This window comes from Brevibacterium sp. UCMA 11752 (assembly GCF_021532235.1).
In the GTDB taxonomy this organism is placed as follows: Bacteria; Actinomycetota; Actinomycetes; order Actinomycetales; family Brevibacteriaceae; genus Brevibacterium; species Brevibacterium antiquum.
Genome location: NZ_JACBOS010000003.1, coordinates 1682893 through 1706210 on the forward strand (window position 1 = coordinate 1682893; position 23318 = coordinate 1706210).

Below are 23318 nucleotides of genomic sequence, written 5' to 3' on the forward strand. Positions count from 1 at the left end.
CGCTTACGTCTGTGGTTCGGCGTCATCGTCCAAGTGGATTGCCATCACGGGAAGAATTTCTCGAAGGGCAGGCACTGTGAGCATGTCTGCGTGTCGTGCCGGGACTTCGGTGACGTGAATGTGACCAGTGACATAGGGCCGCCATGATTCGGCAGTGGGGGTGCCGGGCGGAACATCCTGGGTGGCTGTGAAGACCACGACATCGCCGGCGAATGTCTCCGCTGGAGATTCCCGGATCAGTCGCGACATGGTGAAGAACCCGTCGGTCATCGCCGTCATGGTCTCAGTCGAGACATTGCCCAGCGGATCGCCGAGTTCGCGCAGCACCTCCAAAACCCCTTCGTCATCGAGGTCGTCCGTACCGACCCGAGCGCCAGGATGATTGGCACCGAGGTAGTCGGCCCACAGCTCCGGACCCACGACCATGTCGTCGGCACCCTGACCGTCGGGGAAGGCGTCGAGGATCCCGAGGAAGGCAACGTCCTCACCGAGCTCCTGCAGCCGCGCGGCCAGGCGGTGCGCCAGAATGCCGCCGAAGGACCAACCCAGCAGGTGATACGGACCCTCCGGCTGCACCGACCTCATCTGCGTGATGTAGTCGTCGGCGAGCTCGGTCAGCGTGTGAGCAGTGATCTGCTCCGGGTCCTCCGGTGCCAGTCCCGGCATCTGCAGGCCGATCAGCGGACGCTGTGCATCGAGGCCGTGGAGCATCGTTGCGAAGCCCCAACTGATGCCGGTGGCCGGATGCACTGTGAACAGAGGAGCCTTCGTGCCCGTCGTTCGCAGCGGAAGCAGACGCTGCAGGCTGTCCCTGACCGAATCAGCGTTCTCCTGGCCAGCTTCGGCCACCAACTGCTCGACTGTCGGCGAGCGGAAGAGGGACTGGACCGAGAGCTCGGCACCGAGGGCCTCGTTGACGGCTGCGATGAGCGGTCGGGCGAGGAAGGAGTGGCCGCCGAGTTCGAAGAACGACTCGTCGATCCCGACACGGGGCAGGGAGAGCACATCGGCGAAGATGGCGGCCACGGTCTCCTGAAGTGGCGTGCGAGGTGTCGAACGCGACCCGACCTCTGTCTGTGATGGGTCGGGAAGGGCTGACTCATCGATCTTGCCGTGCGCAGTCAGTGGGATCTCGTCGATGACGACGATCCGCGGCGGGACCATATAGTTCGGCACCATCGACCGCACATGTCGCCGAGCCTCATCGGCGAGGTCTGCACGCGACTCTCTCGCTCCCGGGGCATTGGTCCCGGTCGCCACGACATAGCCGACCAGCGCCATGGTGGCGGCATCAGCACCGAATGGCCTCACGAGTGCGTCCTTGACGTTCGGAGCCGAGCGCAGTGCTCGTTCGACCTCGCCGAGTTCGACCCGGAAACCGCGGAGTTGGATCTGGTTGTCGCTGCGACCCAGGAAGCCGAGGTCGCCGTTGTGATGACGAACAACGAGGTCCCCGGTCCGGTACATGCGTTCGCCGGGCTCACCGTAGGGATCACTGACGAAGCGTTCTGCGCTCAGTCCGCTGCGGCCTCGGTATCCGTGTGCCAACTGGTGCCCGGCGAGATAGAGCTCTCCAGTCGTCCCGGCTGGCACATGGTGGAGTCGTTCGTCGAGCACATAGCCGCGCATGTGCTGCAGCGCCGAGCCGAGAACCGGAGTCGCGGAGGCGGCGACGGGCCCGGCAAAGGCGTCGACAGTGGTCTCGGTGGGGCCGTAGAGGTTGTAGGCACTGATGCCCGGACGTTCGCGCAGCCACCCCCAGAGGTCCTCATCGATCGCCTCACCGCCGAGGGCGAGAGTCACAGGAGCATCTGCCCTGGCTGCCTGGTCGATCAGTTCCAGGAAGTCTGGTTCTGTTCTGAGCTGACGCAGGTAGCTGGGGGTGGTCTCCCAGAACCCGATACGCAGATCGCGGAGCAGGCGTGCCAGCTGCTGTGGGTCGCGCTGGACCAGTGTGGAGGTGATGTGGACGCGGTGCCCGACCATCATCCACAGCAGGGGGTCCCATGCGGCGTCGAAGCCGACACCGGTGGTGTGAGCCACCGTGATCTGCTCGGCAGCGGTGGCCGGGGTCGGCAGATAGGTGGCGCGGTGGGAGGCGAGCAGGTTCGCCAGCGCATCGTGGCCGACTTCAACGCCCTTAGGCCGTCCGGTCGAGCCGGAAGTGAAGGTCACATAGGCCGCCGGATCGAGTTGTCCCGCCGGAGGCGTCTGTTCCGGTGGCGCAGCCACCGAGCCCGACCACGGCCAGGTCGACCGGGCATCGTCGACTGTGCCGTCGAGGGCCGAGATCTCGACGATGGGCGGGGCGATCCCGGCCTCGGCGAGGACAGGTGCCAGCTCCTCAGCGGTTCCTGTTTCGGCCAAGACGATGCTCGGTGTCGCATCGGCCATGATCGCAGTCGTGCGACCTGCGGGGTAGTCGATGTCGATCGGGTTGTCGGCAGCACCGGACTTGAGAACGGCCAGGGTGGCGACGATGATGCCTACGCCGCGGCTCAGCCGCACGGATACCGTCGACCCGGGCCCGGCACCGAACCTGAGGAGTTCGCGGGCCAGCAGATCAGAGGCTTCGTCGAGTTCCCTGAACGTCAGCGAGGTCTCGGCTGATTCCACCGCGGTGGAATCGGGCAGCTGGCGCACAGTGGTGGCGAAGACATCGAGGACCATCGGCAGGGAACCCGAGGAGACCGGACCGGCGAGTTGGTCGATTGCGTGAGTGACCTCTGCAGTCTCGAGGAGGCAGATGTCCGAGATCGACCGCTCGGGCTTCTGCACGAGCTCGGCGACGAACCGGGACAGATTCTCACACATGTCGCTGATCGTCGCGGCCTCGAACATCGAGGAGTTGTAGTCGAGCACGACGTCCAGGCCAGGTTCGGGAGTCGACCTGCCTGAGGCGGTCCTGCGGAAGGTGAAGGAGAGGTCGAACTTCGCGTCTCCGGTCTCGACCTCCGGTTCGATGCTCGTGTCGACTCCCGGGAGGTCGAGGAGGGGAGAGGCCGTATTCTCCAGGGAGAGCATGGTCTGGAACAGAGGATGGCGACCCAGCACCCGGGGCGGATTGATGGCTTCGACCAGCCGCTCGAATGGTACGTCGTCGAGTTCCAGCGCGTCGATCACCGCGGTTCGGGTACGCGCAAGCAGGGTGTGGAAATCCGGTTGGGAGGAGACATCGGTGCGGATCGGGACGGTGTTGACGAAGAGCCCGACCATGTCCTCGAGCTCTGGGTCCGAACGTCCGGCGCTCGGCGAGCCGATGACGACGTCCTCACTGCCCCCGACTCTGCTGAGGAACCCGGCGAGCACTGCGTGCAGTGCCATGAACAGGCTGGCTCCCGCCTCGGCGGCGATGGCGGTCAGTCGTTGCGTCGTGCGGTCGTCGAGGTGGAAGTGATGGTGACGGCCGGCTTGACGGGCGGTATGCGGACGAGGATGGTCCGAGGGCAGCGGCGTTTCGGACGGAATGCCCGCCAAGCGATCGCTCCACAATTGGGTTCTGTGCTCCAGGAGCGGACGATCGTCACCGACAAGAGTCTGCGTTTCAAGCACATGACGCTGCCACAGAGCAAAGTCAGCGTACTGGACGTCGAGCTTTCGTCGCATCGGTTGGGCGGAGCCGCGCAGTGCGGCATAGGCGGTCGCCAGGTCCTGAGTCAGCGGGGCCAAGGACGCTCCGTCGGTGGCGATATGGTGCATGATGAGGTGAAGGACCCATTGGTCTCCTTCGGCGAAGAGGACAGCCCGCAGGGGCAGGTCGGTGCTGAGGTCGAATCCTCGGGCGGCTTCCCGGGCCATCTCCTCTGTGGTCGCGGCCGGCGACGGGGTGGTGCGGCGATCGAGGATGCCGTGTCCGGCCTCCGGTGGCAGGATGTGCTGGACAGGACTGCCATCGATGGTCGGATAGATGGTGCGCAGGATCTCGTGGCGAGTGATGACCTCGTTCAGAGCCTGGGCGAGGATATCCGGGTCCAGGTCTCCCTCGAAACGAGCCGCGAGAGAGATCGTGTAGTCGGAGGCCCTGGTGTCGAGCTGATTGAGGAAGTGCATCCTCGCCTGCCCGAAAGACAAGGGGATCGCGTGAGGGCGAGCACCCTGGGAAGAGCGTTTCCACTCGGACAGGCGCAGCCCCGAAGTGGCACCGGGGTCAGCGGTGGGCACCTCTTCGGTGCGTGCCGACCTGCCTTCATCCAGTCCGGCCGGCAGGCTGCGGGACGAGCCATCGAGGCGGCCCAGCAGGGCCGCAGGAGTGGGAGCATCGAAGATCGTTCGCAGCGGAAGATCGGCGTCGAATGCCTCACGGATGTGACCGATGAGGGAGACGGCGAGCAGCGAATGACCGCCCAGCTCGAAGAAGTCGTCGTCGAGTCCGACATGCTCGGCCTCGAGCACGAGCGAGAACTGCTCACACATGGTGCGTTCGTCCGGAGTCTGGGCGGCGCGGGAGGACCGGGCTCCCGACAGATTCGGAGCCGGCAGACGACTGCGATCGAGTTTGCCGTGAGATGTCAGCGGAATCGAGTCGACTGGAATGAGCACGCGTGGGACCATCGGTGCCGGAAGCCAGCGGACGAGGTGGTCGCGGATGGCGCTCTCCTCGACGTCGCCGGCATAGTAGCCGAGGAGCCGTGCCGATTGCGGGTCCTGCGGGTTGTCGACTACGGCCGCAGCCTGTTCGACGCCCTGGCAGGCGGTCAGCGCATTTTCGACGTCTCCGAGCTCGATCCGGTATCCGCGCAGCTTGATCTGGTCGTCGTCACGGGAGATGAAGTCGAGGCGTCCGTCCGAGGTTCGACGGACCAGGTCACCCGTCCGGTACATGCGCTCGCCGTCACCGAGCGGGTTCGCGACGAACCGCAGCGAGGTCTCTGCCATACGGTTGACATAGCCGGTGGCGATTCCGTCTCCTGCGAGATAGAGCTCGCCGACGACGCCATGGGCAACTTCGCGAAGATGCTGGTCCAGGACCAGAGCCTGAACGTTCCTGACCGGACGACCGATCGTGGTGTGCTCTCCTTCGATCTTCGCGATGACTGAGTCGACGGTGAATTCGGTGGGACCGTAGAAGTTATAGGCTCGCGCACCCGCGTGCTGGGCCAGTTCACGCCACAGGTCATCAGGCACGGGTTCTCCGCCAAGAGCGATCGTCAGCACAGGGGCCTTGCGGTGCTGCGCCTCGCCACGGCCGTCGGCGTGATCGACGCGATCGGCGTCGTGTTCGAGGGTCCCGATGTGGTCAAGGAGACCGGAGGCAATCAGCTGACGCACAAATGAAGGTGTGGTCTCGAGCGCATCGATCTGCTGCACACGACAGAATTCCACGAGCGCCTCGGCATCTCGGCGCACATCCTCGTCGACGATGTGCAGGCTCGCTCCGGCCACGAGCCAGAGCACCGGGTCCCAGGCGGCGTCGAAACCCAGACCGGCGGTGTGTGCGACCCTGATCGACTCTTCGCCCAGACCCGCCTCGGCGAAGATCGTCTCCCGATGGTGGGCCAGGAGATTGGCCAGCCCGCGATGAGGCACAGCGACGCCCTTGGGTGTTCCGGTGGACCCGGACGTGTACATCTCATAGGCGCGGTCATCGAGATTCGGACGATAGTCGTCTCCGCGAGCGAATGCCGGATCGGCATGCAGATCTGCGGTGGAGATGGCTGTGCCCGCTCGCACCGGCACGTCGGGGGAGTCGATGACGACGGCGACCGGGTCGCTCACGTCGAGGATCAGCCGGATCCGTTCCTGCGGGTAACTGAGGTCGATGGGAACGGCGATGGCTCCGATGCTCAGCACCGCCAATGGCACGATGATGGCATCGGCGGATCGGGGCAGAGCGATAGCGACCCGCTGACCGGGTCCTATACCCCGACGGCTGAGCGCGCGGCCGTAGCGGTGCACGCGGTCCCCGAGTTCGGCAAAGCTGAGTTCGGTGCCCTCGGCCACGAGTGCGGTCCGCTCGGGTTGACGGTGGACAGTGGTGTCGAGCGCGTCGATGATCGTCGTCTCGACTCGCTCGCGATCGGCTCCGCGGCTCTCCTCGCGAAGAGTGTCGAGCTCTGGTTGGCTGAGCACCTCGACGTCTGAGAGAAGACGGTTCGGTTCGGCGGCGAACTGTTCGAGCACGGCCACGAACCTGGCGGCGATCCCGCGGGCAGTGGAGTCGTCGAAGAGTGCGGAGTCGAATTCCAGGGAGCCGCTGATCCCGGCCGCCTCACCACGGCGTTCGGCCAGATCGAGGAGCAGGTCGAACTTCGCCTCCGAGACCTGCGGGCCGGAGTCCGGCTCGACGTTGAGGTCGCCCATGTCGATATCGACAGGCGCCGTGTTCTGCAGTGTCAGCATCACCTGGAACAGGGGGTGAAGACCTTCGGAACGCGGTGGGTCGAGCTCGTCGACGACGCGCTCGAACGGGGCATCCTGATTGGCGTAGGCCGCGAGGTTGGATCCGCGGACTCGGTCGATGACGTCGGCAGCACTCGGATTGCCTGAGGTGTCGGTGCGCAGGACGAGCGTATTGACGAAGAACCCGACGAGTTCGTCGAGCTTTGTCTCGGTTCTGCCTGCGACGGGGGTGCCGATGGGGATGTCACTGCCCGCACCGAGCTTGTCCAGCAGCACGGCGAATGCCGCCTGCAGCACCATGAACAGGCTGGCATTGCGCTCGCTGGAGAGTCTGCGCAGTCCGGCATGGACCGTGGGGCTGATGTCGACCGGAATTGCACGGGAGACAGATCCTGCGATCTGCGTGTCTCTGGACCGGTCGGCTGGAAGGCGCAGCTGTGAGGGTGCGTCGGCCAGCGACTCCTTCCAAAATGCCAGTTGGTGGGAGAGCGCACTGTTCGGGTCGTCCTCGGTTCCGAGGGTCTCTCGCTGCCACAGGGCGTAGTCGGCGTACTGCACGGGAAGAGGGGGAAAGGCCGGGGCCCGTCCCTGCCCGCGAGCGCGATAGGCGGTGGAGAGGTCTCTGGCCAGGGGGCCGAGTGACCAGCCGTCGGCGGCGATGTGGTGCAGAGTCAGCAGCAGCACATGATCATCCTCGCTGAGCCTGATGAGGAGTGCCCTGATCGGAAGTTCTCTGGAGACGTCGAATCCTCGGGTGGCCTCAGCTTCCACGGTGTGGTGGACGAGTCCTTCACTGACGCCGACCGTGGACATAGCGATGCGGGCGTTGGCCGGATTGAGAATGACCTGCTCGGGCTGCCCGGCCGTCCAGGGGAAGACGGTGCGCAGGCTCTCATGCCGCGCGATGACGTCATTGATGGCCGATTGCAGCGCATTGACGTCGAGTCGTCCGCGCATGCGCAGAGTCAGAGGAATGTTGTACGCCGCGGAACTCGGATCGAACTGGTTGATGAACCACAGACGGGCTTGGGCATATGAGAGTGGTACCTGGGTGGGTCGGTCTGCGGCGACGAGCTCATGACCCGAATCGTCGGTGATGGCCTTCGGGTCGAAGCAGGCGCTGAGCTCGCGGACGGTGGGGTGTTGGAAGACCTCGCGCAGGGCGGGTGCGGTGGCGAAGCTCGTGCGCAGGGAGGCGACCAATTGGGTGGCGAGCAGCGAGTGTCCGCCGAGTTCGAAGAAGTCATCGTCGATGCCGACGGAGTCGATGCCCAGCACGTCGCTGAAGGCCTCGGCCACGATCCGTTCTTGGGAGTCTCTCGGCGCTTCGGATTCGGAACGTGCCGATTCCGGTTCTGGGAGGGCCTGGCGGTCGAGCTTGCCGTTGACTGTGAGTGGAATGCTCTCAATCTGCATGATGAACGAGGGAACCATGTAGTCCGGGACACGGGCCTTCATGCTTCGGCGCACCTCGGCGGTATCGAGCTGCGAGGGAGAGGTGACGAAACCGAGCAGCTGAGCATAGCCGGCCTGGTTCTGCCTGAGTTCGACGACGGCCGAACTGATCCTGGGATCAGACTGCAGGGCGAGTTCCACCTCAGAGAGTTCGACTCGGTAGCCGCGCAGTTTGATCTGCTCATCGGCGCGGCCCAGAAACTCGATGCCGCCGTTCAGGGGCCGGCGGACGATGTCTCCGGTGCGGTACATCCTCGAACCATCGTCGGCGAACGGGTCGGCAACGAAGCGCTCAGATGTCGTTCCGGGACGGTCCACATAGCCGCGCGCCAGGTTGAGCCCTGCGATGTAGAGTTCTCCGGTGGCCTGTTCGGGCACAGGGGCCAGCCGGGAATCGAGGACATAGTGCCGGGTGTTCGTGACGGACTGGCCGAGGATCGGCGACGTGTCGGCAGCGATGGTTGCGGTCAGACTGTCGACGGTGGTCTCTGCCGGTCCGTACAGGTTGTAAGAGGTCATTCCTTCACGTGCGGCCAGCTGTTTCCAGAGTCCGCTGTCGACTGCTTCTCCGCCCAACGCGACGACGCTGGGGTGGCCGTCCGCGCCGAAGCTGCTGTGAGCCAGCAGAGCCTTGATGAAAGAGGGCGTCGTCTCGATGGAGTCGATGCCATGGGTGGTGAAGTAGGCCGTCAGGGCCTCTGGGTCGCGGCGAGTGAGCGAGTCGATGAGGTGGAGTTCATGTCCGGCGAAGAGCCAGAGCAGCGGGTCCCATGCGGCGTCGAATGAGATCCCTGCGGTGTGTGCCACCCGCAGCCCGCGACCGAGGCGTTCAACGGCCGGAGCGAAGATGGTCTCCTGGTGGCTGAGGAAGAGATTGAGCAGCGACTGATGTTCGACGCCGATGCCCTTGGGTCGGCCGGTCGACCCGGATGTGAAGATCACATAGGCGAGGTCGTCGGGTGCCGGAGTGGCCCCCGGCACCGTCTGCGAGGTCCTGGACGACAGCGCAGCGGCGAGCACGTCCGAATCCAGGTCGATGACAGGTCGGTCTGTGAGAATCGTGGTCTCTCCGTCAGGGCCGGGCACGCTTGAGGAATTGAGTACAAGGGCCGGGGCCGCGTCGGCGACCATTGCTTCGATTCGGGCCGCCGGATGATCGGGATCGAGAGGAACGAATGCAGCTCCCGCCTTGAGGACCCCGAGCACAGCGACCGGCATCGCCGTGGTCCGTCCGATGCGTGCGGCGACGCGTGTGCCCGGACCGGCGCCCTGCTGGCGCAGATGGCAGGCCAATTGTGTCGAACGGCGATCGAGTTCGCAGAAGCTGAGATGCCCGTCATCGGCGACCACGGCGGAGGCGAAGGGGGTCTGATGCGCGTGGCTGACGAATTCGTCGACCACGGTGTGGTGGGGGATGTCCTGGATTCGCCCCTGTCCGCCGGCGATGACCTCGTCTGCCTCGCTGTCGTCGAGCAGAGACAATCCCGCCAGAGACTGAGCGTGACCGGGTTCCAACTGAGCGTGACCGGGTTCCAACTGGGCCAGGACGGAGAGGAAGCGTCCCAGGTGATCGGCGAGACTTTCCTGGGAGTAGAGCTCGGCATTGGCCTCAAGCCGAACGATCGCAGTTCGTGAGTCCCTGCCGGAGGAGTTCTGGTCCGCTCCCAGGCCGTGGACGATGATCGACAGATCATCGACGGGCCCCGTGGACAGAAGATGAAGGGAGGCCTGAGTTTGACCGAAGCTGATGTCATCGACGGCAGGGAAGATGTTGACCGAGGGCCCGATGTAGCTCGTATCGGTATCGAGTTCCTGATATTGGAATCGTTGGTGGATGAGTGTCGAGCGCAGGGCGGAACCCGTGCTCTCAAGGAGTTCGGGGAAAGTGGTCTCGGGTGCAGTGGTCAGCTGCAGCGGCAGGATCTTCGACATCATCGACGGCACGGATTTGGCCAGGGGGCTGCGCCGGGCCGTCACAGGCAGGCCCACGGAGACGGTCTTGCGACCTGTCATCCTGTGCAGATAGGTCGCAGCCGCTGCGAGGATGAGCGTCGGTGCCGATTGGGCACTCGCCAATTGTCTGGCCAGCTCCGGGGGTATGTCGGCGTTTGCCGTGACCAGCTGTTTCGCCGAGGCAGGCGGACGTCCCGCCAAGCCCGTGGCGGTCTCCGACTCGGCGATGGTCTGTGACCAGAAGTCGGCATCCGTGCGGAAACGCTGTGACGCCCGGTAGTCCGCCTCCTCGGCCACCAGGGCCTCCAGGCTGCCGAAAGGCGAATCCGATGGCTGCGCGGCAGGATCAGCCAGCTCGCCGTACAGCTGCGACTCGCGTCGCAGGACGAGCACGGCAGAGTAGCCGTCGACGAGGAGGTGGTGGGCTCGCTGGTAGAAGATCCAATGGTCCTCGCCGAGGTGGAACAGCTCAGACCTGAGCAGCTCACCGGTCTCGAGATCGTGAACGGTGGCGAGGTCGGCTTCCATGAGGGCCTGGGCCTTTGCCATGGATTCGTCGACCGACCCGCCTCGCAGATCATGGAAGTGTAGGTGACTGCGAGGCGAGCCGTGCTTTTGGAAGACTCCCTGCTCGTCTTCGCCGAAGACGACGTTGAGCGAATCGGCCTCGGCTACGGTGGTGCCGACGGCACGTCGCATGACATCGACGTCCAGAGGCCCGAGAATTTCGACGTACAGCCCGATCTGGAATGTCGGGTTGTCGGGTTCGATCTTCTGGGCATACCAGATGCCTCTTTGTGCGGACGTGAGTTCGATGCGGGGGGAGTCTTCAGTCATTGTGTCTTTCGAACGCGAGAGTGTGATGCGGTCTTGCTGAAACGGCAGAAGAACGGTTACTGGAACTGTCCGATGTTGATCGTGCCGATGAGGTTCATCAGATCTCCGAGATCGATGAGCGGTCCTTCGATCAGTGAGCTGGAGGTGTCTGCAGAATCTGTCTGTGGTGCTTCAGCTGCCGAAGCTGCGCCGGGGGCGGCGAAGACTCCGACCATCACGGCGAGAGTTGCGATTGCGGCACCGCCGATGGTCCGAAGACCTGTGCGTTTGAGGCTCAACATTGTCCCTGTCCTTTCCTGACACGGCGTGCAGATCATCTGCACCGGGCAAGCAGAACTGGTTCGGAGGGTTCGTGCGTTTGGATTGACGATTCGCGAGATTTCTCGGAATCCTCAGACTGACAGCTGCTGAGAGCCGCGTTGACGCGCACGCTTCACGCCTGACCGAAAGCAGAGCATAATAGAACGTATGAACGAATATCAGCGACCAGAATGGCTCAGTCGATACCAGGACTTCAAGTCGCTGTGCTCAGACGTATCGGGGGAGTACATCCGCTTCTACCTCACCACGGGCTGCGAGCAGATCAGCTATACGCATTCCCAGAACACCGAGGGGCTGCCGAACTACTCGTGCCGCCTCACGGCAGAAGACGGTACGGTGCTGCTGTTGCCGCTCGACGACTGGCGGCACCGGATGGAAGAGGTGCCTGGCCTGGTGCGCACCTGGTTGCAAGAGCATGCGGATCTCAAGGGCTGCAAGCCCTCAAAGTCGCACTATCAGGGCGACAGGTACTGGTTCGAGCAGTGGCAGCTGGCGAATCCCTGGTGAGCCGGTGACGCGAGCTGATCTCTGGGTGCACGCACACTGAAGCGTCGCATGGTCGTGAAGCCGCTACTAGTGCATTACTAGCCAAGCTAGCGAATATTGCCTATGGTGACAGAATGGCGCATTCGCAACCCGAAACCATTGACCCCTCGCCCCTCCCGCGAACCGTTCTTGTGCTCGGGGCCACCGGTTATATCGGGGGGAGGCTCGTCCCTCGCCTTCTGCAGGCCGGCCACCACGTTCGCGTTGCCGTGAGATCGCCGCACAAGCTCGAACAGGTGCCCTGGGCCGACGAGGTCGACATCCATCGCGTCGATCTCGACGATGGAGACGGCCTCCTCGAGGCCGCAACCGGAGCTGAGGTCATCCACCATCTGGTCCACTCGATGGGATCGGGGCGTGACTTCGAAGACAAGGAAGCCGCAACGGCCAGGCGGGTAGCCGAAGCGGCAGAAGCCGCCGGCGTTCGACGTATCGTCTACCTCGGCGGACTCCACCCCGACAAGACTGACCTGTCCATGCACATGCGCTCGCGAGCGGCGGTCGGCCGGATTCTCCTCGATTCGTCTGTGCCCGCCGTCGCGTTCCAGGCAGGCATCATCATCGGATCAGGCTCGGCATCATTCGAGATGGTTCGTCATCTCGCCCTGACATTGAGACTGATGCCGGCGCCGAGGTGGGTCAGCAATCACGTCGAACCGCTGGCGGTCCGTGATGTGCTCTACTACCTCCTCAAGGCCGTCGACATCGACGGCGACGTCAACCGTACCTTCGACATCGGATCCCATGATGTTCTCAAGTACGCCGAGATCATGAGAAGATTCGCTGCGATCGCCGGACTCAAACCCCGGCACGTCCTCACACTGCCTCTGCCTGCACCCACACTGTCCGGCATCTGGGTCGGACTCGTCACCCCGCTGCCGTTCGCACTGACGCTGCCGCTCGTCCAGTCGCTGCAGGAGGACGCGGTGACCAAGGACCGTGATGTCGACGAGGTCATCCCTCCACCGCCCGAAGGACTGCTCGACTTCGAGCAGTCCGTGCGTCTGGCTCTGCTGCGCGAAGCCGAAGGAGCCGTCGACACCAATTGGGATGCCGACGCCGGAGGGCTTGCCCAGGCGGCGAAGCCGCTGCCGAACGACCCCGAATGGGCAGGAGAGCGCGTCTTCACCGATGATCGAACACTGCACTTCCCCGATCTGACTCCCGAACAGCTCTGGCCGGTCATCGAAGGCATCGGTGGGAAGAGTGGCTGGTACTCGTGGCCGTTGGCATGGCGGGTACGGGGCGTGTGGGACAAGATCGTCGGCGGCGCCGGCCTGAATCGCGGGCGGAGACTTCCGGATCGGCTTCGGGTCGGTGACCCGGTCGACTGGTGGCGAGTCGAAGAGCTCGAGCCTGAGCGTCGACTGCTCCTGCGGGCAGAGATGCGGGTTTCGGGCAGAGCCTGGCTCGAATTCACCACCACCGATGCCGGTCAAGGCTGCGACTTCAGGCAGCGGGCGATCTTCATTCCCAAAGGAGTTCGCGGTCGGATCTACTGGGCCTTCGTCTCCCCATTTCATCGACTCATCTTTCCTGCCATGGCGAAGAACATTGCCGCGGCTGCGAAGAAATCTCACCCCGGGCGACGTCAGAAAGGAATTCGTTAGCTAAGCTAACGAATATGTTCCCGCAGACGCACGAAGTGTTCAGCCACACGGCCCAGCAGGCGGCAAAGGTCGTCATCTCGAACTATTCGACGTCCTTCGGCCTGGCCACCAGACTCCTCGGGCCCACCTATCGGCACCACATCCGCAACATCTACGCCCTTGTGCGGATCGCCGATGAGATCGTTGATGGTCTTGCCGCTGATGCTGGACTTGATGCAGGCGAGCAGCGGCAGCTGCTGGACAACTTCGCTGCCGCAACCCGCAGCGCACTGCACTTCGGCATCAGCGACAACCTCGTCATCCACGCGTTTGCGCAGACGGCCAGGACTACCGGAATCACGTTTGATCTCATCGAGCCGTTCTTCGCCTCAATGAGGGCAGATCTGAGCGCCCCGAGTGCGCCCATCCGCAGTCTCCCTGCGGACGAACACCGGGAATACGTCTACGGTTCCGCCGAGGTGGTCGGCCTGATGTGCCTCAAGGTGTTCCTCAGCGACCAGAACCGCACCCCCACCGAGGTTGAGACCCTGGAATTCGGTGCGCGGCAGCTCGGGGCGGCGTTTCAGAACATCAACTTCCTCCGCGATCTGGCCGACGACAGTGTGCGCCTCCATCGCAGCTACCTCACCACTGAGAGTCGACTCTCAGACTCCGACAAGACCGCGTGGGTGATCATCATCCGACAGCAGCTCGCAGACGCTCGGGCCACGTTCTCGCTGCTGCCGAAGGATGCCAGAGCAGCGGTGAGAAGTGCTGCTGCACTCTTCGCCGCTCTCAACGACAGGATCGCTCTCACTCCCGTAGAGCGCCTCTATCAGGAGCGTGTGCGCATCCCCAACGTGGTGAAGGTGCGTCTGGCATCGCGAGCCATCCTGTCCACCGCGAGGGAAGGCCGGCCATGACACAACGCATCGGTGTCATCGGTGGAGGTGCGGCAGGCCTCGCCACCGCAGCCCTGTTGGCACGCGAAGGACACACGGTCGACCTCTTCGAGCAGAATTCCACGCTCGGCGGTCGTATCGGTTCGATCGAGCGGGACGGCTATCGATTCGACACCGGGCCCTCCTGGTATCTGATGCCGGAGGTCTACGAACATTTCTTCAACCTCGTCGGGACCTCTGCGAGTGCCGAATTGGATCTGCGCAGTCTTGACCCGGCCTACACCGTATTCAGCCCCGGCTCGACATCCGCACCAGCGCAGACGATCACGATTCCGCACGGCAGAGATCGAGTGCTCGAGGTATTCGAACGCGTCGAGAGGGGCAGCGGCCGTTCTCTGAGCCGATACCTGTCATCGGCCGACCGCACCAAGAACATGGCGATCGATTACTTTCTCTACAATCCCTTCACCTCACCGATTTCGATGCTTCGGTCAGAGATCATGACCGCGCTCCCGACCTTGGTTCGTCAGCTCGGAACATCGCTTGAACGCTTCTCCTCGGCCTCGGTGAGGCATCCCGTGCTGAGACAGATCCTCCAATACCCGGCAATCTTCCTCGGCACGGACCCGCGGACGGCACCTGCGATCTACCACCTGATGAGTGCCTTGGATCTCGACGACGGAGTCCGATACCCGATGGGAGGATTCAGAACCATCGTCGACGCATTGACCCGCATCGTCGCAGAATCCGGAGTCCGCGTGCACACCAACGCCGCGGTGGAGCACATATCTGCCGTCCCGCGCAGCGGTCGACGCCGGAAAGCCACCGGTCTCGTCTGGACGGATCACGAGGGCCGAAAGCACGAACACCGCTGTGACATCGTCGTCTCCGCCGCTGATCTCCACCACACGGAGACTCAGCTCCTCGATCCTGTCGATCGGAGCTTCCCTGCAAGCTGGTGGGAGAAGGTGACGAGCGGGCCGGGCGCCATTCTGGTATTCCTCGGAATTGAGGGCGAAGTCCCGCAGCTTCCCCATCACTCGCTGTTCTTCACCGACGACTGGTCGACCAACTTCGACGACATCTTCGGCCCTCGACCGAAGATCTCCTCCCCGGCATCGGCCTATGTGTGCAAACCCAGCCACACCGATCCCAGCGTGGCACCACCCGATCACGAGAATCTATTCATCCTCATACCCGTGCCCGCTGATGCAGGCCTGGGCGCAGGCGGCAGCGATGGGCAGGGAGATCCCCGCATCGAGCGTGCAGCGGATCGAGCCATCGATCAGATTGCGCAATGGGCAGGCATTCCTGACCTGAGAGCTCGGATCAGATTTCGGCAGACACAGGGCCCGACGGATTTCTCCAGCACCTTCAATTCGTGGCTGGGCGGGATGCTCGGGCCTGCCCATACGCTGCGGCAGAGCGCGATGTTCCGCCAGCAGAATGCCTCCAAGAAGGTGGAGGGACTCTTCTACGCCGGTGCAACGACGGCACCCGGTGTCGGTGTGCCGATGTGCCTGATCAGCGCTGAACTGGTTCTCAAACACATCCGAGGAGACTCAAGCCCGGGCCCACTGCCGGTCGCCGGCGGCATCCTCGACGCAGCGATGTCTCAGCCGTTGAACTGCTCGAGCTCGTCTGCGCTGTAGTAGTGCTGGGCCAGGTCGTTGACCCGAACGAGGTACTTGCCCCGTTCCTCGTCGAAGACCTCGACCTTGCCGGTGTTGCCATTCATGGGTTCGCCAGTGATCGTCACGGTGTCGCCTGTGTTGAAATCAGCCATACCTCAGTTTAGGCGCGCCCTCGCGCGATCGCGTAACTGGTGCCGGTATCCGTGGCGAGACGTCGGAAACTCCAACGATCCGATGAAGTCACGGAGGCGGGTGTTCTCGATCCGTCTTCCCGCCTCGGGCTCTTCCCTCAGGTCTGGCGGAGCCGAGACGTTCAGCGAGGAGGCCAGGAATCCCACGACCTCGCCCAACTGAACTGGACACGAGTCCGCAGCATGTAACAGCTGCGGCGGGTCAGAAGTGAACAGCAGAGCTTCCAAGACTCGGATGAGATCTCGGCAGTGAATGCGATTCGTCCAACGTCGGTAGTTCACTGCTCGGCCGGAGAGGACTCCGTCGACGAGGCGAGAATCCTCGCGACCATAGATCCCGGCGGCCCGCACGATCGAGGCGGAAGGGAACGTGCTGCGAATCAGATTCTCGGTCTCCCAGAGAGTGCGTGCAGGACCCGACTCAGGCCGGGGCACAGTGTCCTCATCAGCGGTCTCGCCAGGCGACGCGCTGCCGAGGACCCGAGTCGAGGACACGAGGATCACCCGCTTGGGCCGGGATCTCAGAATGCTGATCAGACCCTCGACTCCACGGCCATACGTCTGCTCATAGCCCGCATCGGAATAGTCATCGGGAGTCAGCGTGATGACCACTGCATCGATGCCGTCGATGGTGGTGTCACCAGGGTTGCCGAGGTCCACCGCAAGCGTCTCGAATGAGTCAGGAAGCTGCTCGGGGTGTCGGCGTGCACCGACGACCTCATGGCCGCTTCGCACCAGCCGCATGCCCAGGCGAGTTCCGAGATCACCACATCCTGCTAGAAGCACCTTCATGATCGGACCGCCTTCGTATCGTCATCGCCTGCGGACACAGTTTCTGCGGACACAGCTCCTGCGGACATATTCTTCATCCGGTCGTAGGCACTCAATGCGGCCTGTCGCGAATCCGCGAGGTCAACGATGGGAGCAGGCGCCGCTGCTGGGGGATACGGAAGCCAGTCGTCGACGTAGGCGCCGTCGGGATCGAAGCGTTCGCGTTGGCGTTCGGGATTGAAGACTCGGAAATAGGGAGCGGCATCGGCTCCGCTTCCCGCGACCCACTGCCAGGAGACCGGGTTGTTGGCCTCATCGGCGTCGACGAGGGTGTCCCAGAACCACTGCTCACCGCACCACCAATGCTGGAGGATGTTCTTGGTGAGAAAGCTCGCCGTGACCATCCGAACTCGATTGTGCATCCACCCGGTCTCCCACAGCTGGGCCATGCCGGCATCGACGAGTGGATAGCCTGTGGTCCCCGACCTCCAGTGGGCCAGAGCCTCATCGTCGTCTTCGTAGGGGAAGTTTCGGAACTCACTCCTGATCGGCGTGTAGTCGATGTCGGGGTAGTGGTAGGTCAGATGCCAGGAGAATTCGCGCCAGTAGAGCTGACGGACCCACGCTGCGCGGTCGTCTGGGGTAACGGACGTCGTCGTCTGGGCGGTGTGGAGGAGCTGCCGCGGTGACAGTTCTCCGAACCGCAGCCTCGGCGAGAGTCGAGAGGTGCTGTTGGCATCCGAGGGAACATCCCTGGTAGAGCTGTAGCCGTCGATGCCCACCGCCAGATCGTCGAGCTGGTCGGCAGCGGCCCGGGTTCCCGGCAGCCAGTGGCAGGCGATGGTGTCCTGCCACCATCGGGGGCCGTGGACTGCAGCGAAATGTCCTGAACCGGTCCCAGTGCCGTCGAGGAGTCCCAGTCCGTCGAGGTCGGATACGGCTGTGCAGTCTCGCGCGGATTCCACCAGGGACGGGTCGATTGGTGACTGTGGTTCGGGCGTTGGCAGCACGTCACCGACTTCACGTCCTGACACGGCTTTCCAGAACGGGGTGAAGACCTTGTAGTGGTCACCACCTTGAGGTGCGGCCGTCCAAGGTTCGACGAGGAGAGACCCGGTGTGGGAATGGACAGCGAGGCCCTGCTCGCGGAGTACGGTCTTGATCTGGCTGTCGAGAGCCCGGGAGGCGGGGGCGTAACGGCGCGACCACCGGACCACGCCGACGCCGAGGCTGTCGGCCAGCTGCGGAATGATCTCAGCCGCCTCTCCTGCAGCGAAGAGCAGAGGAATTCCCAGATCAGAGAGTTCTTGGTGGAGAACTGCCAACGATTCGTGCGCCCACCACCGGCTGGCCCCGCCCAGTGGCCTTGGCCCCAGTCCCTGACTGTCGCGAGCCTCACGAATCCACACGGCGATGACGCGGCCATCGGCACGCGCCGCCGTGAGTGCTGCGTGGTCACTCACGCGCAGGTCATCACGAAACCACACCAGAGTGAGGTCCTCGTCGGTCGTGCCCATCAGCGACCGCTCGGATTGAGACGCAGGATCTCCGCGTTGAGAACTGTCGCGAATCCTACCCACGCCGCGTACGGTGCGAGCGCTGCAGCCGAGACCCGATCGACCTTGGCAGCCTTCGTCAGCAGTCTCAGCGTCGATGCTTCCAATACGGCCGAGGTGAGGAGAGAGGCATCCGGACGTCGAGCGGAGAAGAACAGCCAACTCCATGCCACATTGACTGCCATGTTCGCCTCCAACTCACCCAGATACGCTCGTCGGTCCCGACTGTTCGGCATGCGATTCAGAACGCGGCCCGATGCGAATGCTGTCAACGAATACAAGGTTGTCCACGCGGGCCCGAAGACCCGGCCCGGTGGTTGCCAGGCAGGCTTCTTCAGGTTCGAGTACCAATCGGAGTCGACCTTTGTGCTGAGTGCACCGAGCGTGGCTGCTCCGGCACATACAGCCGACGGAAGGATGAAGCGTTTCCAGTCAGTGCTCATGAGTTCCTCTCTGTGATTCGCAGTGATGTCTCATCCACCCAGCCTGCCCAGCACCCCGCGCCCCAGGCGCACCAGGCCCCCGAGCACGCCGCGTCTCAGCAGTCCGCGAGTCGGTGGTGACCACAGCGGGGTTCCTTCGACCCTCCACGAGGCGAGAAGGTGATTGGCCGCCATATAACCGGTGGTCGCGGCCCGTTCCATGAGTGCCACAGGCAAGTTGCAGCGCACATAGTCACCGGCGATGACCAGACCCGGAATCGGGGTGGCAGCTTCGGGCCGCTCATCCCAGGGGCGGGTGTCCGTCAACGCGCAGTCTGCTTCGATGAGCAGCTCCTGGTCCACGATGGGCAGATGGGCGGTTTCGGGGTAGACCTGATGCAAGTCCGAGAGCAGACGGGTCACGATGCTTGCCCTGTCCCGCTCAGACGGATCAGCGTCGATGTCGAGCGCGTAGGCGTGAAGTTCCAGTACCGAACCGTTGTGTGATTGCGCCCACTGCTTGGCCCCTTCCTCGAAGCGTTCGAGCACAGAGACATTGTCGAGGACGTCATATCCGCTGGTGCCCAAAAACTCTGGCCGATGGTCAGCCACGGGTGCACCGAGCCAGAGACGCAGCACCGCGAAGGCGGGTGCGTTGGTCAGCGAGTCGATGTTCTCCAGCCATCCCTGCGCGGCTGCAGCGGTGCGGACGGGCGAGTCGCGGCTGGCTGTCAGCAGCTCACGAGCTCGCGCGGGATCGGCCGCGAGGACAACTGCATCGCCGTGGACCTCCTGTCGCTCGGTCGCCACCATCCAACCCGACGAGGTGGCTTCAAGCGAGGTCACCATCTCCCCGGTGTGGATCTGCACACCGATTTCGGTGAGATAGTCGGCCAGAGGGGCCCAGAGCGCGGTGTCGTAGTCATCGACGGGGACGTCGAAGAGCAGGCCCTCTGCCGATCCGGCGAAGTAGGTGTGGAACATGGCGATGAGCTCACCGGCGGAGAAATCTTGCGGATCGGCGAAGAAGGAGCGTGCGAAGACCTCAAGAGCCAGATGTCGGGCTTCGTCGGGGAAGCGCAGCCGGTCGAGGAAGTCGGCGGCGGACTCACCATCGTAACGTCGATAGGTGGCGGGGAACTCGACGTCGATGAGTTCAACCGCAGCCGGGATGTCGACGTCGAGGAACCGGCGGAGGGGGAACGTCGGACTCTGCCAGACGAACCCGAGGAGATTGAATGGTGGAGTCCGGGGGATCGAGGCGAAGGTGTCCGTGGAGCCTCGGCGATGGCGGAGGGGGTAGTCGTCGACGGGCCGCAGGCGGTGAAGCTCGGGATCTGCCCGACTGAGCAGATCGCGAAGGTTGTAGTACTGCCGAAAGAATGCGTGGAATCCTCGGCTCATGGTCCGATCGTCCCCGACCGGCCATGCGCCCACACGCCCGCCGAGGTGGTCCTCGGCCTCAATCACAGTGACCTTGACGCCGTGTTCGGCGAGGATCGTGGCCGCGGCCAATCCCGCGATGCCCCCGCCGATGACCGTGACCCGTTTGGGTCTGAGAGGGCGAAGACGTCCCTGCGGTGCGGGGATGTACTGCGCACGTCGATCTCTGGGTCGTGGTCCAGGTGTCATTCGGTGCCCTTCTGCAAACGGTTGAGCTGCCATTGCCACACCATGAGCACAGAGGTGATCATGGCGAATCCGAATCCGAAGTCTTCGATCGGGATGTCCCAGGGGAAGCGCAGATTCAGGAACTGAGACGGGTTGTAGATGACGATGGGATCGGTCAGTTTGGTCAGCCAGCCGTCGACCAGGCATTGGAATCCCAGGCAGATGGCGAGCGCGATCCAGTACTTCGCGCGTCGGAAGATCCCGCTGCGAAAGACGAAGGCCTCGAGCCCGATGACGACCAGCATCCCGAGGATCGTCATCAGCGTGTATTCAGGCATCATCGTTGCCTCCCTTCCTGCTCTTGGCCTTCTTCGTGAAGAAGTTGAGCACGGTGCCCACTGCCTCGTAGCTGAGCAGGGCGCAGATGGGGATGACGATGAAGAAGACGATCTCTTCCAACGGCAGGTTGCCGAGGTGGATGCCGGTGACGTATTTCGGGTTGTAGGTCCAGTGATCGCGGGAAATGGCGACAATGTCCCAGAGCGAGAAGATGAGGACGATCGGAACAAGAGATCCGATCAGGATCTTCCAGCGTCGATACACCTTGGCGGAGAACACCAGCTCCAGAGGAAGTGTGATCAGCAGGCAGGCACCCATCAGCGCCAGATATTCGAATGAGCTCATATCGGCTCTCTCGTGGCTGCTGGACGCGACCTTTCCATCAGGCTCAGGTCCATGCCGCGCAGACGGTACCCCTCGATGAGGTTGTCCCAGCTGACTTCGGGCTTCCGAAGGATGCGTGGGCCGGTGGCCAGGAGCTTGTGGACAAGGGCATCGGTTTCGTAGAGAGCCAGGGGCTGGCCGGGGCACGCGTGGGCTCCGTCGCTGAAGCTCAGCCCCGTCGCGGCCTTCCCCCGTCCGAGATAGCGCCCGGGGACGATCGCCTCCGGGGCGGTTCCCATCGCGTGTGGGTCGGTGTTGGTCTGTCTCACACACACGTCGATCAGGTCGCCTGCGGAGATGGTGTGGGGGCATCCGTTGTCCGAGACCTCGATATCGGCTTGCGCTCGACGGTAGAGGTGGCCGACGACAGGGTCGAGGCGGATGATCTCCTCGAGGATCTTCAGACGGGTGGGCTGTGAGGACTCGGTGTAGCGACGGCCCAGCTCTTCGTCCGTCAGCAGGTGCCAACACGCCATGGTGATGAATTCGCGAGTCGTCACCATGCCGGCGGTGCCGTAGGTCATGCACTCGACGAGGATGTCGGCGGTGCTGTAGCCGGCGGAGAGCAGATGCGAGAGCACATCGTCGCGGCGTCGGCTGCGCCGGGAGCGGATCGCCGGTTGCACATCGTGAACGTAGAACCGTCCGATGGGCAAGAGGCCGTTGACGGCCGCCTGGGCCCATTGCCGACGGGTTCGGCCCATCGCAGGAGCGGCGAGGTCGACAGGCGGCTGTCGGAAGAACCCGACGAGACGCTTGGCCATCGCATCGGTGGAGGACTCGGTCAGTCCCACGATCTCGGCGGTGACTTCGACGGAATAGTTCAGAGCTGCCTCATCGAGGCGAAGCCCGCCGTTCGCGACGGCGCGGTCGACGAGGGCTTGAGCGCGCTCGTTGATGAATTCTCCGTACTTCGCAGACACCACTGCGGGGGCGAAGTAGCGAGCGACCTCTTTGCGCTGAGAATCGTGATCGTCACCGTCAGAGATCAGTATGGGGTGTTTCCGAAAGTACCCGCGCGGGATCTTCTCTGCGGTGAATCCTGCCTGAGTGGTCCGATGACGCGCACGCAGCACGGTTGTGGCTGCCTCGTAGGAGCGGATCCTCCACATGGTTCCATCGTGCTCGACGCGTGGTTCGGTCTCATCGTGTACTCCCGCTGCTTTTCGCATGCCCCCCGAGTTCATGCGATGCGCGAGCTGCAGTCGGAGGTCAGCTGGATCAGCTGGCGGCTCAACGCCGACGGCAGGGCTGCATCGGAGATGAGTCGATACAGGTCCTCGCAGCGCTGAGTGATGATGGATTCGACGAACACGAGAGCTCCTGATTCCTCGATGATGGTCCGCAGCCGATCACCATCGGCATCGCTCAGCGTCCTATCCCCGAAGAAGGGGCGGACCTCGGGCCAGGACGGATCGGAGCGAGCGAACGTGATCAAGAGAGTCTCCTTGCCTTCACGGAGATCACTGACATTGGATTTCCCGGTCTCCCGTTCATCGCCGAACAGTCCGAGTACATCGTCGCGCAGCTGGTAGATGACTCCGATCTGTGCAGCGATAGCGGCCAGTTCGGCAGTCTGGGTGCTGCTTGCTCCGGCCAGAACAGCCGCGATGAGCAGGGGAGCCCGAAACGAGTACACGGCGGTCTTCTGCCCTGCCATCTCGAGGACCTCCTGGGAACGCGCCTCTTCCAGATGCAGGCTCAACCACACATCTGAGTGCTCTCCCGCGGCACTCTGGAACACCGTGTCATCGAAGATGTCGAGGATGGCCCGACGTTTGGCGTCGTCGACATCGAGCCGCGCCAGCAGAGAATGGGCGAGGGTGAGCATCAGGTCACCGGCCAGCAGCGCTGTGGCGTCTCCCCAGACTTGAGCCTCACGCCGGCCGGCGCCGCGGCACAGTGCGTCAGAGGCGAACTCTCCGGAGATATTCGCCTCACCACGACGAATGGTGTCATTGTCGATGACGTCATCGTGGATGACGAGTGCGATGTGCAGCAGCTGCATGGCGCAGGCCGCGTCGACGGCGGCTGCCTGGTCATGTCCGCCCAGGCCGCGATGTGCGTCCAGGAGCAGGCGTGGTCGGATCAGCTTGCCGCCTGTGGCCATGTGTGTGAGTGAGTCCCAGAGCAGTCCGTACTGTGCAGAGAATGTGCGAGAACGGTGCCGTCCCTCCGTCAGCACCTGGGAGAGCCTGTCCTGGAACGAGAACGCGATGTCATCGAGTGGGGTGATCGAATCAGTCATTGTGTCCCGCCTCGGCGATGTGCTCTGCGATCTGCGGTGCAAGTTCAGGGACGTGCTCGACCGACCACGGGCTGAACGCCCACGGGGCAGAGTTCGTTCTCTTCGTCAGTGCACGCCGTGTGAAGAGGAGACGGCCGTGTCGGTCGACGAGAACAACCATTTCCACTGTTCGAACCCACTTTCGTTAGCCAGGCGAGAGATCTAATCTAGTGTAGCAACG

At 63.5% G+C, this 23318-nt stretch carries 16 protein-coding genes; 4 read left to right on the top strand and 12 right to left on the bottom strand.

The genetic code is table 11. The features are described 5' to 3' along the window. Nucleotides 1-3: 3 nt before the first annotated feature. Both HU144_RS07540 and HU144_RS07545 read right to left on the bottom strand, forming a co-directional pair. The gene (locus HU144_RS07540) at nt 4-10584 is read right to left on the bottom strand and encodes a non-ribosomal peptide synthetase (protein ID WP_235350816.1); all 10581 of its coding nucleotides are present in this window, start codon (nt 10582-10584) and stop codon (nt 4-6) included. 56 nt (nt 10585-10640) lie between these two features. After that, nucleotides 10641-10865, bottom strand: a complete 225-nt coding sequence (locus tag HU144_RS07545; protein ID WP_235350817.1) for a hypothetical protein — start codon at nt 10863-10865, stop codon at nt 10641-10643. A gap of 187 nt (nt 10866-11052) precedes the next feature. Between HU144_RS07545 and HU144_RS07550 the strand changes: the two genes are divergently transcribed. The 4 genes from HU144_RS07550 to crtI all read left to right on the top strand — a co-directional run bounded on the left by HU144_RS07550 (nt 11053) and on the right by crtI (nt 15594). Further along, on the top strand, nt 11053-11412 hold the full coding sequence (locus HU144_RS07550) for a hypothetical protein (protein WP_235350818.1): 360 nt from the start codon (nt 11053-11055) through the stop codon (nt 11410-11412). Between the two features lie 113 nt (nt 11413-11525). Then, nucleotides 11526-13061, top strand: a complete 1536-nt coding sequence (locus HU144_RS07555) for an SDR family oxidoreductase (protein ID WP_235350819.1) — start codon at nt 11526-11528, stop codon at nt 13059-13061. Between the two features lie 14 nt (nt 13062-13075). Further along, on the top strand, nt 13076-13963 hold the full coding sequence (locus HU144_RS07560; RefSeq protein ID WP_235350820.1) for a phytoene/squalene synthase family protein: 888 nt from the start codon (nt 13076-13078) through the stop codon (nt 13961-13963). Then, nucleotides 13960-15594 (top strand): phytoene desaturase family protein, encoded by a 1635-nt coding sequence (crtI, locus tag HU144_RS07565; protein WP_235350821.1) that lies wholly within the window; start codon nt 13960-13962, stop codon nt 15592-15594. The genes HU144_RS07560 and crtI overlap by 4 nt, the downstream gene beginning before the upstream one ends. Here crtI and HU144_RS07570 read toward each other — a convergent pair. The 10 genes from HU144_RS07570 to HU144_RS07615 are packed head-to-tail and all read right to left on the bottom strand — an operon-like array spanning nt 15558 to nt 23258. Beyond that, entirely contained in the window at nt 15558-15728 is a 171-nt protein-coding gene (locus HU144_RS07570; RefSeq protein WP_009884241.1) for a hypothetical protein, read from the bottom strand. The two genes, crtI and HU144_RS07570, sit on opposite strands and share 37 nt — an antisense overlap. Before the next feature lie 3 nt (nt 15729-15731). After that, nucleotides 15732-16559 carry an SDR family oxidoreductase gene (locus HU144_RS07575; protein WP_235350822.1) on the bottom strand — a complete coding sequence of 276 codons (828 nt, stop codon included), beginning with the start codon at nt 16557-16559 and terminating at the stop codon, nt 15732-15734. Further along, on the bottom strand, nt 16556-18055 hold the full coding sequence (locus HU144_RS07580; RefSeq protein WP_235350823.1) for a cryptochrome/photolyase family protein: 1500 nt from the start codon (nt 18053-18055) through the stop codon (nt 16556-16558). The genes HU144_RS07575 and HU144_RS07580 overlap by 4 nt, the downstream gene beginning before the upstream one ends. After that, nucleotides 18055-18537: a TspO/MBR family protein gene (locus tag HU144_RS07585; RefSeq protein ID WP_235350824.1), complete on the bottom strand. Its 483-nt coding sequence runs from the start codon at nt 18535-18537 to the stop codon at nt 18055-18057. The genes HU144_RS07580 and HU144_RS07585 overlap by 1 nt, the downstream gene beginning before the upstream one ends. A 30-nt stretch (nt 18538-18567) precedes the next feature. Next, a complete protein-coding gene (locus HU144_RS07590) occupies nt 18568-20148 on the bottom strand; it encodes an FAD-dependent oxidoreductase (protein WP_235350825.1) in 1581 nt (526 codons plus the stop codon). Next, entirely contained in the window at nt 20145-20468 is a 324-nt protein-coding gene (locus tag HU144_RS07595) for a lycopene cyclase domain-containing protein (RefSeq protein ID WP_235350826.1), read from the bottom strand. Before HU144_RS07595 ends, HU144_RS07590 begins: the two co-directional genes overlap by 4 nt. After that, on the bottom strand, nt 20458-20811 hold the full coding sequence (locus HU144_RS07600; RefSeq protein ID WP_235350827.1) for a lycopene cyclase domain-containing protein: 354 nt from the start codon (nt 20809-20811) through the stop codon (nt 20458-20460). The genes HU144_RS07595 and HU144_RS07600 overlap by 11 nt, the downstream gene beginning before the upstream one ends. Further along, nucleotides 20808-22022, bottom strand: a complete 1215-nt coding sequence (locus HU144_RS07605; protein WP_235350828.1) for a cytochrome P450 — start codon at nt 22020-22022, stop codon at nt 20808-20810. Before HU144_RS07605 ends, HU144_RS07600 begins: the two co-directional genes overlap by 4 nt. 11 nt (nt 22023-22033) lie before the next feature. Further along, nucleotides 22034-23098, bottom strand: coding sequence for a polyprenyl synthetase family protein (locus HU144_RS07610; protein ID WP_235350829.1), 1065 nt, complete (start codon nt 23096-23098; stop codon nt 22034-22036). Further along, a complete protein-coding gene (locus HU144_RS07615; protein ID WP_235350830.1) occupies nt 23091-23258 on the bottom strand; it encodes a hypothetical protein in 168 nt (55 codons plus the stop codon). The genes HU144_RS07610 and HU144_RS07615 overlap by 8 nt, the downstream gene beginning before the upstream one ends. Nucleotides 23259-23318 lie beyond the last annotated feature (60 nt).

Excerpts from the sequence above, each read along its gene's own strand:
- HU144_RS07555 (WP_235350819.1), top strand. The coding sequence starts at position 11,526 with ATGGCGCATTCGCAACCCGAAACCATTGACCCCTCGCCCCTCCCGCGA.
- HU144_RS07570 (WP_009884241.1), bottom strand. The coding sequence starts at position 15,728 with ATGGCTGATTTCAACACAGGCGACACCGTGACGATCACTGGCGAACCC.
- crtI (WP_235350821.1), top strand. The coding sequence starts at position 13,960 with ATGACACAACGCATCGGTGTCATCGGTGGAGGTGCGGCAGGCCTCGCC.
- HU144_RS07605 (WP_235350828.1), bottom strand. The coding sequence starts at position 22,022 with ATGCGAAAAGCAGCGGGAGTACACGATGAGACCGAACCACGCGTCGAG.
- HU144_RS07560 (WP_235350820.1), top strand. The coding sequence starts at position 13,076 with ATGTTCCCGCAGACGCACGAAGTGTTCAGCCACACGGCCCAGCAGGCG.
- HU144_RS07610 (WP_235350829.1), bottom strand. The coding sequence starts at position 23,098 with ATGACTGATTCGATCACCCCACTCGATGACATCGCGTTCTCGTTCCAG.
- HU144_RS07545 (WP_235350817.1), bottom strand. The coding sequence starts at position 10,865 with ATGTTGAGCCTCAAACGCACAGGTCTTCGGACCATCGGCGGTGCCGCA.
- HU144_RS07595 (WP_235350826.1), bottom strand. The coding sequence starts at position 20,468 with ATGATGCCTGAATACACGCTGATGACGATCCTCGGGATGCTGGTCGTC.
- HU144_RS07585 (WP_235350824.1), bottom strand. The coding sequence starts at position 18,537 with ATGAGCACTGACTGGAAACGCTTCATCCTTCCGTCGGCTGTATGTGCC.
- HU144_RS07540 (WP_235350816.1), bottom strand. The coding sequence starts at position 10,584 with ATGACTGAAGACTCCCCCCGCATCGAACTCACGTCCGCACAAAGAGGC.
- HU144_RS07580 (WP_235350823.1), bottom strand. The coding sequence starts at position 18,055 with ATGGGCACGACCGACGAGGACCTCACTCTGGTGTGGTTTCGTGATGAC.
- HU144_RS07550 (WP_235350818.1), top strand. The coding sequence starts at position 11,053 with ATGAACGAATATCAGCGACCAGAATGGCTCAGTCGATACCAGGACTTC.
- HU144_RS07615 (WP_235350830.1), bottom strand. The coding sequence starts at position 23,258 with ATGGTTGTTCTCGTCGACCGACACGGCCGTCTCCTCTTCACACGGCGT.
- HU144_RS07590 (WP_235350825.1), bottom strand. The coding sequence starts at position 20,148 with ATGACACCTGGACCACGACCCAGAGATCGACGTGCGCAGTACATCCCC.
- HU144_RS07600 (WP_235350827.1), bottom strand. The coding sequence starts at position 20,811 with ATGAGCTCATTCGAATATCTGGCGCTGATGGGTGCCTGCCTGCTGATC.
- HU144_RS07575 (WP_235350822.1), bottom strand. The coding sequence starts at position 16,559 with ATGAAGGTGCTTCTAGCAGGATGTGGTGATCTCGGAACTCGCCTGGGC.